Annotated in this window: 16 protein-coding genes; 8 read left to right on the forward strand and 8 right to left on the reverse strand. The window is 35.2% G+C overall.

The window, feature by feature from the left end; all coding sequences use genetic code 11:
* Positions 1–459 precede the first annotated feature (459 nt).
* Both O9307_RS04485 and O9307_RS04490 read right to left on the reverse strand, forming a co-directional pair.
* Positions 460–1,422: a CorA family divalent cation transporter gene (locus O9307_RS04485; RefSeq protein ID WP_298295762.1), complete on the reverse strand. Its 963-nt coding sequence runs from the start codon at positions 1,420–1,422 to the stop codon at positions 460–462.
* A gap of 73 nt (positions 1,423–1,495) precedes the next feature.
* Positions 1,496–2,230, reverse strand: a complete 735-nt coding sequence (locus O9307_RS04490) for a site-specific DNA-methyltransferase (protein WP_298295764.1) — start codon at positions 2,228–2,230, stop codon at positions 1,496–1,498.
* A gap of 63 nt (positions 2,231–2,293) precedes the next feature.
* Between O9307_RS04490 and O9307_RS04495 the strand changes: the two genes are divergently transcribed.
* The gene (locus tag O9307_RS04495) at positions 2,294–2,836 is read left to right on the forward strand and encodes a DNA N-6-adenine-methyltransferase (protein ID WP_298295766.1); all 543 of its coding nucleotides are present in this window, start codon (positions 2,294–2,296) and stop codon (positions 2,834–2,836) included.
* 16 nt (positions 2,837–2,852) lie between these two features.
* Here O9307_RS04495 and O9307_RS04500 read toward each other — a convergent pair whose 3' ends face one another.
* From O9307_RS04500 to O9307_RS04510, 3 genes are read right to left on the reverse strand one after another with little or no spacing between them, the layout of a single operon-like run.
* Positions 2,853–3,053, reverse strand: coding sequence for a hypothetical protein (locus O9307_RS04500; RefSeq protein WP_298295768.1), 201 nt, complete (start codon positions 3,051–3,053; stop codon positions 2,853–2,855).
* A gap of 2 nt (positions 3,054–3,055) precedes the next feature.
* Complete coding sequence (locus tag O9307_RS04505) at positions 3,056–3,826, reverse strand: DpnI domain-containing protein (protein ID WP_298295770.1); 771 nt, start codon at positions 3,824–3,826, stop codon at positions 3,056–3,058.
* Positions 3,827–3,828: 2 nt separating this feature from the next.
* Complete coding sequence (locus O9307_RS04510) at positions 3,829–4,797, reverse strand: DNA adenine methylase (protein WP_298295772.1); 969 nt, start codon at positions 4,795–4,797, stop codon at positions 3,829–3,831.
* A gap of 187 nt (positions 4,798–4,984) precedes the next feature.
* Between O9307_RS04510 and O9307_RS04515 the strand changes: the two genes are divergently transcribed.
* Entirely contained in the window at positions 4,985–5,239 is a 255-nt protein-coding gene (locus tag O9307_RS04515) for a hypothetical protein (protein ID WP_298295774.1), read from the forward strand.
* A 408-nt stretch (positions 5,240–5,647) separates the two neighbouring features.
* Positions 5,648–6,892 carry an ABC transporter permease gene (locus O9307_RS04520; RefSeq protein ID WP_298295776.1) on the forward strand — a complete coding sequence of 415 codons (1,245 nt, stop codon included), beginning with the start codon at positions 5,648–5,650 and terminating at the stop codon, positions 6,890–6,892.
* 252 nt (positions 6,893–7,144) lie between these two features.
* On the opposite strand, the gene prmC is transcribed toward O9307_RS04520, so the two are convergent.
* The gene (prmC, locus tag O9307_RS04525; protein ID WP_298295778.1) at positions 7,145–7,999 is read right to left on the reverse strand and encodes a peptide chain release factor N(5)-glutamine methyltransferase; all 855 of its coding nucleotides are present in this window, start codon (positions 7,997–7,999) and stop codon (positions 7,145–7,147) included.
* 39 nt (positions 8,000–8,038) lie between these two features.
* Entirely contained in the window at positions 8,039–8,524 is a 486-nt protein-coding gene (locus tag O9307_RS04530) for a GNAT family N-acetyltransferase (protein ID WP_298295780.1), read from the reverse strand.
* A 94-nt stretch (positions 8,525–8,618) separates the two neighbouring features.
* Here O9307_RS04530 and ribD point away from each other — a divergent pair, with 94 nt between their 5' ends.
* From ribD to O9307_RS04545, 3 genes are all read left to right on the forward strand, one after another.
* Complete coding sequence (ribD, locus tag O9307_RS04535; protein ID WP_298295782.1) at positions 8,619–9,668, forward strand: bifunctional diaminohydroxyphosphoribosylaminopyrimidine deaminase/5-amino-6-(5-phosphoribosylamino)uracil reductase RibD; 1,050 nt, start codon at positions 8,619–8,621, stop codon at positions 9,666–9,668.
* Positions 9,661–10,266, forward strand: coding sequence for an HAD family phosphatase (locus tag O9307_RS04540; protein ID WP_298295784.1), 606 nt, complete (start codon positions 9,661–9,663; stop codon positions 10,264–10,266). The genes ribD and O9307_RS04540 overlap by 8 nt, the downstream gene beginning before the upstream one ends.
* 222 nt (positions 10,267–10,488) lie before the next feature.
* Positions 10,489–11,115, forward strand: a complete 627-nt coding sequence (locus tag O9307_RS04545; protein ID WP_298295786.1) for a YigZ family protein — start codon at positions 10,489–10,491, stop codon at positions 11,113–11,115.
* A 30-nt stretch (positions 11,116–11,145) separates the two neighbouring features.
* On the opposite strand, the gene O9307_RS04550 is transcribed toward O9307_RS04545, so the two are convergent.
* Positions 11,146–11,550, reverse strand: a complete 405-nt coding sequence (locus O9307_RS04550) for a thioesterase family protein (protein ID WP_298295788.1) — start codon at positions 11,548–11,550, stop codon at positions 11,146–11,148.
* Positions 11,551–11,735: 185 nt separating this feature from the next.
* Here O9307_RS04550 and dnaA point away from each other — a divergent pair, with 185 nt between their 5' ends.
* Entirely contained in the window at positions 11,736–13,163 is a 1,428-nt protein-coding gene (gene dnaA, locus O9307_RS04555; protein ID WP_298295790.1) for a chromosomal replication initiator protein DnaA, read from the forward strand.
* A 9-nt stretch (positions 13,164–13,172) separates the two neighbouring features.
* Positions 13,173–13,640 carry a low molecular weight protein-tyrosine-phosphatase gene (locus O9307_RS04560; RefSeq protein WP_298295792.1) on the forward strand — a complete coding sequence of 156 codons (468 nt, stop codon included), beginning with the start codon at positions 13,173–13,175 and terminating at the stop codon, positions 13,638–13,640.
* The last annotated feature ends 27 nt before the right edge of the window (positions 13,641–13,667 follow it).

A 13,667-nucleotide genomic window follows, 5' to 3' on the forward strand; every position in this document is an offset into this window, starting at 1 on the left:
GCAGAAAGAATTAACGGTGCAATTGAAGAGCTAAAACGAATCGGTAGAGGATATAGAAACAAGCAAAATTTTAGAACAGCTATTCTTTTTTTTCACGGTGACTTAAATGGATATTCACACAAAACCCAGTAGAACCATAAATTTAAGGAATCGTATTTTTTTTTATTCTTATGCCCGTTGAGTAAAATTATTTTTTACCACATAGGAGAAACAGAAAACTTATAGTTTTTAAAAGAAAAAGATAGACGTTTTACTATTCACATAGCTATACTATGTGCAAAATAGTGCTATTTCTATTTATTCTTTGCCTAATTAGTTCAACCTATGATGCTCCTATGTGGTTAAAACTTTATTGTAATTTCACCCAATGGTTTTTATTCTTATATGACCTTACATTCCTTAAATGGTTATTTTATTGCTTCTGTAATTACTTACAAAGTTGAAGGTGCTGCCCCAAAATCAAAGAATGCGTTTTCTTTTGAACCAAAAATAGATGACCAAAGCAATGACTACCATCACGCCCAAGGTCATAAAATAGCCGAGAGGCCATTGCAATTCGGGCATATTTTCAAAGTTCATTCCATAGATACCTGCAATAAAAGTCAGCGGCAAAAAAAAAGCCGAAAAAATGGTCAACAATTTCATGACATCATTACTTTTTTGCGCATTGACCGAAAGATAGGTATTGAGTAGGTTATTCGCATTTTCAAGTACCTCGTCATAATTGAGCAGCAAACTCAGCAGCTTGTCTTTGATGTCTTGCAAAGCAGTTTTGGAGGACTCACTCACTTCGAGTTGGTGAATGACATTTTGAAATATCTGCAACAACTTTTTGGTGATACGGGTTTGCGCTTTCAGGAAATAGAGCTCTTCCAAGGATATTCTGGAATAATCTTGCAGGAAAATCGTCTTTTCGATTTGAATGATTTTTTCATCCAAATCGTTCAAAGGCACTTGATAGGTTTCTACCATTTTATGAATTAAATAAATCAAAATGGCTTCGGGTGTTTTGTGGTCTTTTTTTACGGTTTCCAAAAACGCAAACGGACTGCGATGCACCGTGATGATTTTGTGTCCGTTGTAAAAAAAAGCAATTTTATGCGACAATTCATTGATGGTAGTCGCTTTGCTGGCCATTCTCGGCGTAAAAGCCCTCAGAATTAAAAAATTATAATTGGGCTGCTTTTCAAATTTAGGCAAATGGCCTCGCTCCAAACTGTCTTTAATTTGAAAATAATCCAACTGGTATTCTTTGGCAATTTGATCTAGATTTTCTTGGCTCGGTTGACAAATGTCTATCCAAACAAAGTTATCGAATTGTGTTTTTTTTGGGGTTGGTGGTGTCATTTTATTTTGGGTTTGAATAGATGCGCTCATCGAAAGTTCAAGAAACCAAATATGAGAAGCATCACGAATTTTCATTGGGAGACGAATATAGAAAAAGGTATGAAAACTTTGAGATGTTAAGATTAAAATAATTTCTTAAAAGAAATCTTTAAAATTCTATATCAATTGTATAAGGTTCTATGGGTTCTTCTGCTAAATAAATTTGCAATTGATTTTTAGTTTCGAAACCATTCATTTTTTGACGATAATTAGTTGCAACTTTTTCGTCCTGAATTTCTAGTTTTCTATTCTTACTTATTTCTAAAAACTCTTTTTCCATATCTATCCCAAGAAATCTTCTGTTAGCAAGATTAGCAGCAATACCTGTTGTAGAACTGCCTGCAAATGGATCTAAAATCCAAGCTCCAGGTTTGGTTGAAGCTAAAATAATACGGGTTAACACTGACAAAGGTTTTTGTGTGGGGTGTTTACCACATGATTTTTCCCATTTGGCGATCGCAGGCAATTTCCAAACATCCTTCATTTGCTTGTTACCATTTAGTTGCTTCATTAACTCATAGTTGTAGTAATGTGGTACCTTTTCTTTTTTACGTGCCCAAATAATCAATTCAGCTGAATGCGTAAAAAACCTACATGAAAAATTAGGTGGTGGATTGTTTTTCTCCCATGTAATTACATTTAAGATTTTAAAATCTAATTCTTGTAATAATTGACCGATTGAGAAAATGTTATGATAAGTTCCACTTATCCAGATAGTACCATTATCTTTTAGTTTTTCTCTTACCAATTTTAACCAAGTACGATTAAAATCATATATAAAATCAAACCCTTCCGATTTGTCCCAAGCTCCTTTGTTTAAGGAGATAATTTTGTAGTTTTTCAAAAGAGATTAAGTTATATTTCTGTATATCAATTACTTCTATTTTTATTTCATAATATATTGAAAATGATCATATTACATTTGTTTAATCAAAAAAATGATCTAATATTTGCAATCAAATTTAAGCAAATGAATACATCTTTTGAGCGTTGTGAAAACACTAAAGTTGAATGGTTAACTCCTCCAGAACTTGTTAAGAAACTTGGAGAATTTGATTTAGACCCATGTAGTCCAGTAGGAGCACCTTTTTTACACGCACAACATAATTTCACAATTTTAGATGACGGTTTAAATAGAGACTGGTTTGGTAGAGTCTATCTTAATCCACCATATGGTCGTGGAATGGAATTATGGCTTGAAAAATTAAAGACTCATGGAAATGGAATTGCTCTAATTTTTGCAAGAACAGAAACTAGACTATTTTTTCAACATATTTGGAATGATGCAGACGCAGTTTTATTTGTTAAAGGAAGAATAAGATTTTATCATGTCAGTGGTATACAGGGAGGCACTCCTGGGGCACCAAGTGTATTCATAGCTTATGGTAAAGAAAATGCGATGTCATTAAAAAACTCAGGAATTGAAGGGAAATATTTAAATTTAAAATAATATTTCTAAAGAAAATTTAAGAAATTTCATAGCATATAAATTCAGCAACATTAAATTCAGCATCAATTATCCATTCATTTTCAATCAATAATTTTTTTAAAGCTTCATTTTCATTTTCTACATTCTCAACTGTACCAATAACTTGCATGTTCTCAACTTCATCACCATTTGGTGAAAATGTTGTTCCTTCTGGTGTAATAAATATGTATTGTTTCATAATCATAATTTATTATAACTTCCTCTTCCATTAAACTCGATTATTCCTTTATCTCTTAAAATCTGTAATTGCTGTCTAATTTTATCTTTGATATGATTATTGTTTGGATATTTTGTTTTTAGATAAGTTTCAAAAATATAAATTTCTTTTAATGAAAATGTATCATTATTTATTTTATCGATACAACTCATAATATCTAAAATCCAACCTCTACTTTCTATACTTTTAGATTTTAAAAAATCTGTGCTAGACCATTTTTCTTGTACCTTTTCTTGTGAAATTATTTCTGAATTTTTAATCAAAAAAATTCTGCCACTTTCAGGAACTTTTGAAATATCAATATTACAGCCTACCCAACCTGCTCGTTTTGCAGTTACACTTAATGGTTTTCTTTTTTCTATAATTTCTGGAACAAAAAAGTGCTTTGGAATTATTAGAAAATTATTTACCCTAAGATTAGTTTTGCTGTAATTTAAAAAGAAAAAGTTTGGATTGTTTTCAGAATTAATTCTTTCTATCATTGTTGAATAAGCACCATCTACAATTTTATCTCCAACTTTATTACCATCTTTGCTTTTTAATTCAAACTCTTCTAAACATTTATTACAAAAAAAATCGGCTACAGGTTTGTTATTTTCAAATTCTGATAACTTAGAGTTTCCACAACTTGGACAGTAACTATTGTGTTTGACCCAATTTTCAGTTAATACTCTAGCAATTTGAGAATTATTCGTATAATTATTTGCAAGATTAATATCAAATTGAAGATTCATTTTTAAGCAGATAGTTTTGCGTTAAGGATTGTAGAGGAAATCCTTTTGCTTTTTCCTTTAAAAAGCAAAAGATTGGAACGGAAAGCCTGGCCCTTTTGGGAAACGCCCATATTAAATTTATCAGCATTAGCATTGATACTTCTTCTTGCAAAAACTCTATTAATATTAAAATCTTCATAGATATCATCAAAGAAATTATCTTCTAAGTCTTTGCCTTTCACATCGGAATTGCTTAAAATCCAATTGTGTCCTAGGTTATTCAAGGTTTTACAAAAATCTCTCAAACGTATTTGTTCATTATCATCAAATTCTTCCTTAGCATACGAATTAAAACTAGAGGTTTTATTCAATGGTTTGTATGGTGGATCGAAATAAAATAGTGCTGGTTTTTCAGCATGTGAAAGTGTTTGTTGATAATCACCTGTTAATATTTCTACTTTTTGAAGTGCTTCGCTAACTGCTAATAAATTATCAGCATCGCAAATCATAGGCTTTTTATAACTTCCTATTGGAACATTAAACGCATTACTTTTATTTACTCTGAACAATCCATTGAAACAAGTTCTGTTTAAGAAGATGAATAATGCAGCTTGTGTTTCTTTATCTGTTGAACGTGTATTGAATAATGTTCTTTTAGCTGTATAATATTCTCTTTTGAGTTCTGTATCAATATCAATGTAGTGATATTCAGTTTGGAATTCTTTCAATAAAGAAATAAGCTCATTTGGGTTTGAAGCAATAACTTTATAAGTATTTGTTAAGTCTGTATTGATATCATTGATAACTGCCTTTTCTATTTTTGGAAAATTATTTAACATCCAAAATAAAATGGCTCCACTACCAACAAATGGTTCAATATAAGTGATTTTATTAGCAATAAATTTCTTTGGCAATACATTTTCTATATCTCCTATCAATTGTGTTTTACCACCAGCCCACTTTAAAAAAGGTTTTGCAATTTTGTCTGTCATTACTTTTTTACTATTAAAATTTAAGTTTTGCAAACATACGTTTATAAATTATTTTTACTTCCGTTTTAAGGTCCAATTTGATGCACAACATTATCATTTCCATTGTTTTTTTTTTAAGAAACTAGCTTAAGTATTCAAATACAAAAAAACTCCTTCTTAACTACCAAATCACAACAATCGACAAAAGTTGGTTTCACTGTATGCTTCCAAATATAACAATAATCCCTTTCAAAAATCGATAAAAGCAGTTTCTTTTCAACTTACAATTCCATCAAAAGTTTTGGTTTCCTACTGCCCTAGCCCCGATTGTAATGGAAAGCCCGGAGCACACAAAGCCAATTTTTCTTGCCCTAAAAGAGCGACCAACGGAAGCTCCTTTTGGGGCGTAGAAAAATGGCTTTGGGTGCGAGGACTTGTAATGAAAAGCGGGAATAGCTCCTAAAAATTAAACATATAAGTCATTGCAGTAATTGTTTTTACCACATAGAAACATAGAATTCATAGTTTTTAAAAGAAAAAAATAGACGTTTTACTTTTCACATAGATTTCTATGTGTAAAATAGTACTATTTCTATTTATTCTTTAAATGACCCACATCACTCTATGATTCTATGTGGTTCATTTTTTTTTCAATAAGTATTCCTTTAAAGCTGAAGTATTCATAATGGAATTTAACCGCAAAGAGCGCAAAGCATTTCGCAAGGTTCGCAAAGTAGTAAACTAGGTACGCTCTTTTTTCTATCAGCATTAATAGGCGAAATAAAAAAATTAGGAGGCTTTTAGATTTAAAATTAAGTGTTTTTTGAAAACCAAACTTGTAACAAAAATTGTATTTTCGTGACAAACTTACATGATGCTAAAATTATTCAAAGAAAATATTAAAATTGCGTTGGGTTCGATCAAAACGCAATTGCTGCGTACCATTCTTACGGTACTGATTATTGCTATTGGAATCACGGCTTTGGTGGGAATTTTGACCGTGGTGGCGGCTTTAGAAAATCAAATTTCGTCGGATTTTGCCTCGATGGGCGCCAATACTTTCAACATCAATCAATACGAAAATACAACGAGAAACCGTGGCGGCGGCGAACGAGAAATCATCAACCCGATTATCTCCTACCCCGATGCCGTGGCGTTTAGAAACAAATACAAATATCCTTTTACCGAAACTTCGATTTCGTTTACCGCAAGCTCGGCCGCCGAAGTGAAATACGGGAACACCAAAACCGATCCCGAAAACAAAATCGTAGGCGTAGACGAAATGTATGCCGTGAATTCGGGATTAGAATTTAGTGCTGGGCGTAATTTTACGAGTTTCGATATTGCCAACAATGCGTTTGTGTGTGTGGTTGGTTCGGATTTTGAGAAAGGACTTTTAAAGGATGTTAACCCAATTGATAAAATAATTTCAATTCGCGGGGCCAAATTCAGAGTCATTGGTGTACTCAAAGAAAAAGGCTCGACTTTTGGTAACAGTCAGGATTTACGTGTGTTGATACCGATCCAAGTGGCGCGTTCTCTTTTCAGCGCACCCAATATCAATTACAGTGTGAGTGTAATGGTAGGCAAAAAAGAATTACTCGACCAAGCCGTAGACAACGCCACTAGCGTAATGCGTCGCGTGCGAAAATTAAGCCCAGTAAAAGACAACAATTTTGGGGTAGTGCGCAGCGATGATTTGATCAACCGTATTTTAGGCATCACGCAATATTTAGGTGTAGCTGCCTGGCTCATCGGGGTGATTACCATTTTTGGTTCTTCCATCGCCTTAATGAATATCATGATTGTTTCGGTAACCGAAAGAACCCGAGAAATTGGCGTTCGAAAAGCCTTAGGCGCCAAGAAATCGACCGTTGCGATTCAGTTTTTCATAGAGACGCTACTCATAGGACAAATTGGTGGACTCGTTGGCATTATCTTCGGAATCCTAATAGGTTTTGGAATCGCTAGCGCCATGGATTTTGCCTTCGTCATCCCTTGGGGCGCCATATTCGCTGCCTTTGCTACAAGTTTTATGGTAGCCATTGTTTCTGGACTCTACCCTGCCGTAAAAGCTTCAAAACTCGACCCAATTGAGGCATTGCGATATGAATAAGTATTTGGGCGTGACCCCATAAAAAAAGGGACCCACTCAGCAATCGTGCTAGTGGGTCCCTTTTTTTATGCGGTCGGGCTATACGCGCTACTTCGGTAGCCAGCTGCTATCCCTCACGCGGAACGAAAAGATTTATGATCATAAATTTGAGCTCAAAATATCAATAGGAATGGGCTTTAGCCCATTCTGTATAATGAGTTTTGCATTGGGCTTTAGCCAAAATCTACTATGATTTTAGTTCAACAACTCCACTTACAAAGAAGCCAAAATCATCCTATAATTCCCGTAAATGTCTTTTTTCAACTCTACCTTTTGAAAGCCTAAAGTCATTAACAAATCAACCGTTTCCTTACCCAAATACTGATTGATTTCAAAAAACAACTTTCCGTTTGAACGCAAACTTTTCAATGCCAACTCCCCAATTTTTCTGTAAAAAATCAAAGCATCATCATCGGCTACAAACAAAGCCAAATGAGGCTCATATTCCAATACATTGTTCTTTATTTCTTGCTTTTCCATATTCCGAACATAAGGAGGATTCGAAACAATCACATCATAACTTTCCAACAAATCGGCTGTTTCTAAAATGTTTTGCAGCATAAAATGCACTTCCACTCCATTTAACTTCGCATTGCCTTTAGCAACCTCCAAAGCTTTTTCCGAAACATCAATAGCTGAAACTTTGGCCTGAGGCAACTGTTTTTTCAAACTAATCGGAATACAGCCACTTCCCGTTCCTATATCAAGAATGGAGAAATTATTTGTTGTTTCTCTTTTGCCACAATCCTCAAGAATCCATTCGACCAACTCTTCGGTTTCGGGCCTTGGAATCAACACGTTTTCGTTGACTTCAAAATCCAATCCGTAAAAACTGGTTTTTCCTAAAAGGTACTGAATCGGGATTTCTTTTTTTAAATCTTCTAAAATGCTGTTCCAAACCACGAGTTCGACCTCCAAAAAAGCCAAATCGGGTTGCAATGCCAAATCGATTCGTTTGAGTTGGTGCTTGGCTTCCAAAATCAGATAGAAAAAACTTTCGGCCTCAACTTCCTCATAAATAGAAGAAAGTTCCTGAATAAAATGAGTTCTGTAGGCTCTTATTGTCATAATTTATAGTACTAAATATCGAATCAAATTATTGAGGTGTTACAAATCCTTAAGCATCCAAACCGGACAACTGCTATGTCCCGTATTGCCCATAGCACTGCACAAGTACTCAAAACCTGTTTTCTTATACAACTTTTGAGCGGAATGCATAAACGGCATCGTTTCGAGATAGCATTGCTCAAACCCAAAGTCTTTGGCGGCTTGCAAACAAATAGCCATCATTTCGCTTCCAATTCCTTTTCCGCGGGTAGCAGGCAAAAAGTACATTTTTTGCAATTCGCAAATGGTTTCCTTTTCATTGGCCAAAGGCGCAATGCCTGCACAACCTACTACTTCGCTATCTTGCTCTACCACAAAATAAACAGAACGTGGCTTACTGTATTCCTCAAACATCAAATCCAAATAAGGGTCTTCGTAAGCGGTGCCTACTTTTGGAATTTCTAATTCATCAAAAACAGCCCTAATTAGCTGCGCCACGGCAGGATTGTCTTTTTTTTCTATTTTTCTAATGGTCCAAGATGTCATTACAGTTTATTTTCTTTGGTTACTCTGACAAAAATAGCATTGTTAATTGACAAATTAGCGAAATCTAACTCCTAAAAAATAGTACTTTTGCATAGTGAACACAAATAAAACTTATATAAAACGTTGCATCGAACTAGCCAAAAATGGCTTAGGCACTACATACCCTAACCCGATGGTGGGAAGCGTAATTGTTGCCAATGGAAAAATTATTGGCGAAGGTTGGCACAGAAAAGCCGGAGAACCTCACGCAGAAGTGCACGCCATTAATAGCGTAAAAGACAAATCGCAATTAAAAGACGCTACTATTTATGTAAGTCTTGAACCTTGCAGTCATTTCGGAAAAACACCGCCTTGTGCTGATTTAATTGTTCGAAGTGAAATTCCTAGAGTGGTTATCGGAACCGTTGACCCCAACCATCAAGTGGCAGGTAAAGGCATAGAACGTTTGAAAAATGCTGGTATTGAAGTGACTGTTGGTGTACTCGAAAAAGAATGCCAAGAACTCAACAAACGCTTTTTTACGTTTCACAACCAAAAACGCCCTTACATTATCCTAAAATGGGCCGAAAGCCAAGATGGTTTCATCGCTCCAAGTTCAAAACCAGATCAGCAAAGAGTCCCAATTTGGATCTCTAATCCCTATTCTCGGCAATTGGTGCACAAATGGCGCAGCGAAGAACAGGCAATTTTGGTGGGAACGCAAACAGTACTTGCAGATAATCCAAAGTTAGATACTAGAGATTGGCACGGACAACATCCAACTCGAGTAATTATTGACCGAGAAGGACGCCTACCTGAGGAAAGTTTTGTTTTGGACCAAAGTGTTCCTACACTGATTTTCACAGCAAACAAACACAATGAAAACAAGGAGAATTGTACTTTTGAAATCCTAGATTTCAATCAAAACATTGTACCACAACTCCTGCAAAGGTTATACGAGCACCGTCTTCAATCTGTTATTATTGAAGGTGGCACCACTACCATTCAGCATTTTATCGATTTGAATATGTGGGATGAAGCACGGATTTTTATTGGAGCAATTTCTTTTCATTCTGGAATAAAAGCACCGATACTCCAAAAAAAGAATCCAAATAAGTCAACTATTGCAACTGACGAACTTTTAATACTTAGCAATCATGATTAATGCCATCATTTTTGATTTTGGAGATGTATTTATCAATCTAGACAAGCAAGCCACGCAAGACCAATTACAAGCATTGGGTCTCAAAGCTTGGAATGAAGAATTGGACGCTTTAAACATCGCTTTTGAAAAAGGCGATTGTACACGAGAAGCTTTTTTAAACGGTTTTCAAAAACAAATTCCCAATGCGAGTCACGAAGAAATTCTTGCAGCTTGGAATGCAGTTTTACTTGATTTTCCCTTGTATCGTTTAGAGTTTTTACAATTATTGTCGCAAAAATACCGCTTGTTTTTGTTGAGCAATACCGATGCTATTCATATTGACACTTTTGAACAAAAAACAGGAAGTTCGTTTTATGGCGCTTTTTACCAATGTTTTGAAAAAGTGTATTTTTCTTTTGAAGTAGGGATGCGAAAACCCGATGCTGAAATTTACTTGCACGTTTTGCAACAAAATGATTTGTCACCCAAAAGAACCTTGTTTGTAGACGATAAAAAAGAAAACACTGATGCAGCTCAAGCTCTCGGACTTCAGGTCTGGAACCTGCAAGTAGGAAAAGAAGATGTAGTCGATTTATTCGAAAAAAACAGCTTGGGATAAAACTTTAAAATGTATCCAAAAAAGCCAACTGCTACTCCTTTAGCCCCGATAGCAGGCATCCTTTTTTATTTTACCCTGTCAGGGTTTTGAACCCTGACAGGGTAAAATAAAAAAAGATATAGCGGATAGCGGGAACCCTTGCCTACTAAAAATGCCTTGGGTTGGGCTCCAAAAAAAACTACTTTTGCATCAAAAAATATCCCTTTTGGAGAAGTACACCTAATGAAAGACACCTACCAAACCATTGCTGCACCCAACGAACCCATATTGTTTAAGGAGAAAAACAGTAAGTTTTTTGGCTATACGTTTCCGATTCGCAGCGAGGAGGAAGTAAAACCCATCATTGAAATACTCAAAAAAGAACATCCGCATGCGGTGCATTATTGCTATGCGTATCAAATTGGGACCGAATCGGTGGTTTTTAGGGCCAATGACGATGGGGAACCGAGTAACACCGCTGGCACGCCAATATATGGGCAAATTCAATCGTTTGGTCTAACGAATATATTGATTGTGGCGGTTCGCATCTTTGGCGGCACTAAATTGGGAGTTGGCGGATTGATTGCGGCTTACAAAACCACGGCTCAATTAGCGATAGAAGCGAGTGAAATTGTAGAGAAAACCATTGATGTTTTTTTCGTAATCACTTTCGATTATAAGAACATGAACAAAGTCATGCGCGTTATTAAAGAAAAGCAACTTCAAATTGTAAATCAAGAAATGGAAATCGATGCCGAAACAAATTTACCGATTGGCAAAATTGAGTGTTGTATTCGAAAAAAAAATGCCGAAATGGTATTCGACATTTTTGAAAATATGTTTGAAATACAAATCGCAAAAAAAGGATAAAATAGTGTTTTTCGTCGATGATTTTTGTCGTTAATCGATGGTTTTCAATAATTCCAAAATATAATCTGGAGGAGCGACTGGACGACCCGTTTTTAAGGACACAAAAACCAACACAAATTCAGCAGTTGTTAACAACTCTTGTAACTCATTATAAATTGCGCACTCAAATTCTATCTTCACAGTCGTCTGACTTTTGAAACGAGTATGCACCGTCAATAAATCATCATACCGCGCCGACTTTTTGTAATTAATATTCATAGAGACTATAGGAAGGGCTATTCCGTTTTCTTCCATCACTTTATACGAAACCCCTTTATTTCTAAGCCATTCCACGCGTCCTATCTCAAAATAAGGGATGTAATTACCGTGATAAACGACTCCCATTTGATCGGTTTCAGAATAACGAACACGTACTTGAACTTGATGATTTTTCATTAGTTATGCTTTAAAAAATTTAAATTTTGAAACGCCCCTTACGACATTTTTTTCTAAAATAATTGTTCAATATATTTTTTTATACAAAAAATTATTCACACTTTTGTTAACCTGAAAATCGCAAAAAAACGACGCCTTTTTTTGCAAAAAAAATCAACTAAAGTTAAAATAATTTCGCCAAATCTATGAATAAAACTGCACAATCGGTATGGGAAAACTGTTTATCTTTTATAAAGGACAATATTCAAGAGCAAGCGTTCAAAACTTGGTTTGAACCTATTAAATCAGTTGAGCTAACCGATAATGCTTTATATATTCAGGTACCTAGTAAATTTTTCTACGAATGGCTAGAAGAACATTACGTGAAATTGTTAAAAGTTGCCCTTACCAAAGAATTAGGTAAGAACGCAAAATTGCTTTACAAAATCAAAATGGAGAACACTTATGGCAACAAGCAACCGTTTACAGAACAGTTGCCAAGTGCCAATCGTGTGGTTATGAAACCACAGGAAGTAGATGCTCCTATCAAAAATTTGAATCCAGAATTGAAAAATCCTTTTGTAATTCCTGGTATTCGTAATTTGAAAATTGAATCCCAATTAAATCCTAACTACAGCTTCGACAATTTCCTAGAAGGAGATTCTAATAGATTGGCTCGTTCTGCGGGTATGGCTGTTGCCAACAAACCGGGTGGAACTTCTTTCAATCCGTTATTAATTTTTGGTGGCGTTGGATTAGGAAAAACACACTTAGCTCACGCTATTGGTGTAGAGATTAAAGACAAATATCCTGAAAAAACGGTTTTATACATTTCGGCCGAAATTTTCACACAACAATATATCGACTCTGTTAAGAAAAACAACCGTAACGATTTCATTCACTTCTATCAATTAATCGACGTGTTAATTATAGACGATGTTCAGTTTTTATCTGGAAAATCAGGAACTCAAGATGTATTTTTCCACATCTTCAATTATTTGCATCAAAACGGTAAGCAAGTAATTTTGACTTCGGACAAAGCTCCTGTTGATATGCAAGATATTGAGCAACGTTTGTTGTCTCGTTTCAAATGGGGATTATCTGCAGAATTACACCAACCAGATTACGAAACTAGAATTTCGATTCTTAAAAACATTTTGTATCGTGACGGTGTTGACATTCCTGATGACATCATTGAGTATGTTGCTAGAAATATCAAATCAAACGTTCGTGAATTAGAAGGCGCTATCATTTCGTTAATCGCACAATCTTCTTTCAACAAAAAAGAAGTAACCATCGAGTTGGCTAAAAGTGTGGTGGAGAAATTTGTCAAAAACGTCAAAAGAGAAATCTCAATCGATTATATTCAAAAAATTGTTTCGGATTATTTCCAGCTGGATTTAGAAACCCTACAATCTAAAACCAGAAAAAGACACGTGGTTCAAGCCCGCCAATTAGCAATGTTTTTTGCCAAAAAATTCACTAAAGCCTCACTAGCGAATATTGGTTCACAAATAGGCGATCGCGATCACGCTACAGTTTTACACGCTTGTAAAACGGTAGACAACTTAGTAGCAACAGACAAACAATTCAAAAAATTTGTTGACGATATCAACTCTAAATTAACGCTATAAACGCGGATTATGCCTGTAAAGATTTTAATGGTATGTTTAGGCAATATTTGCCGTTCTCCCTTGGCAGAAGAAATATTAGCCTCAAAACTACCAGAGGATCAATTTCTTGTTGATTCTGCCGGAACAGGCTCTTGGCACATCGGTCATGCACCAGACAAGCGCTCCATTGCAGTAGCAGAGCACCATAACCTTTCGATTGCTCACCAAAAAGGGAGACAATTTAGCACAAAAGATTTCGATACCTTCGATTATATCTATGTAATGGACGCCTCCAATTATGACACTGTGATGGAGATGGCCAAAAACGACACCCAGAAAAACAAAGTTCAAATGATTTTGAACGAATTATTTCCAGGAGAAAATGTCGATGTACCCGATCCATACTATGGCTTAGCCAATGGCTTTGAAAATGTATATCAAATGCTAGACGAAGCTTGCGAGGTGATTGCCAAAAAAATCATTGAGAAGCATTCTTAAGTACAATAAGAATTCATACTTACAAGT

The organism is Flavobacterium sp. (assembly GCF_027531905.1).
Taxonomy (GTDB): Bacteria; Bacteroidota; Bacteroidia; order Flavobacteriales; family Flavobacteriaceae; genus Flavobacterium.

What these genes read in the sequence shown, in the direction of transcription:
- O9307_RS04485 (WP_298295762.1), bottom strand. Translation starts at nt 1,422, where the DNA reads ATGAAAATTCGTGATGCTTCTCATATTTGGTTTCTTGAACTTTCGATG.
- O9307_RS04495 (WP_298295766.1), top strand. Translation starts at nt 2,294, where the DNA reads ATGATCATATTACATTTGTTTAATCAAAAAAATGATCTAATATTTGCA.
- O9307_RS04500 (WP_298295768.1), bottom strand. Translation starts at nt 3,053, where the DNA reads ATGAAACAATACATATTTATTACACCAGAAGGAACAACATTTTCACCA.
- O9307_RS04505 (WP_298295770.1), bottom strand. Translation starts at nt 3,826, where the DNA reads ATGAATCTTCAATTTGATATTAATCTTGCAAATAATTATACGAATAAT.
- O9307_RS04510 (WP_298295772.1), bottom strand. Translation starts at nt 4,797, where the DNA reads ATGACAGACAAAATTGCAAAACCTTTTTTAAAGTGGGCTGGTGGTAAA.
- O9307_RS04520 (WP_298295776.1), top strand. Translation starts at nt 5,648, where the DNA reads ATGATGCTAAAATTATTCAAAGAAAATATTAAAATTGCGTTGGGTTCG.
- prmC (WP_298295778.1), bottom strand. Translation starts at nt 7,999, where the DNA reads ATGACAATAAGAGCCTACAGAACTCATTTTATTCAGGAACTTTCTTCT.
- O9307_RS04530 (WP_298295780.1), bottom strand. Translation starts at nt 8,524, where the DNA reads ATGACATCTTGGACCATTAGAAAAATAGAAAAAAAAGACAATCCTGCC.
- O9307_RS04540 (WP_298295784.1), top strand. Translation starts at nt 9,661, where the DNA reads ATGATTAATGCCATCATTTTTGATTTTGGAGATGTATTTATCAATCTA.
- O9307_RS04545 (WP_298295786.1), top strand. Translation starts at nt 10,489, where the DNA reads ATGAAAGACACCTACCAAACCATTGCTGCACCCAACGAACCCATATTG.
- O9307_RS04550 (WP_298295788.1), bottom strand. Translation starts at nt 11,550, where the DNA reads ATGAAAAATCATCAAGTTCAAGTACGTGTTCGTTATTCTGAAACCGAT.
- dnaA (WP_298295790.1), top strand. Translation starts at nt 11,736, where the DNA reads ATGAATAAAACTGCACAATCGGTATGGGAAAACTGTTTATCTTTTATA.
- O9307_RS04560 (WP_298295792.1), top strand. Translation starts at nt 13,173, where the DNA reads ATGCCTGTAAAGATTTTAATGGTATGTTTAGGCAATATTTGCCGTTCT.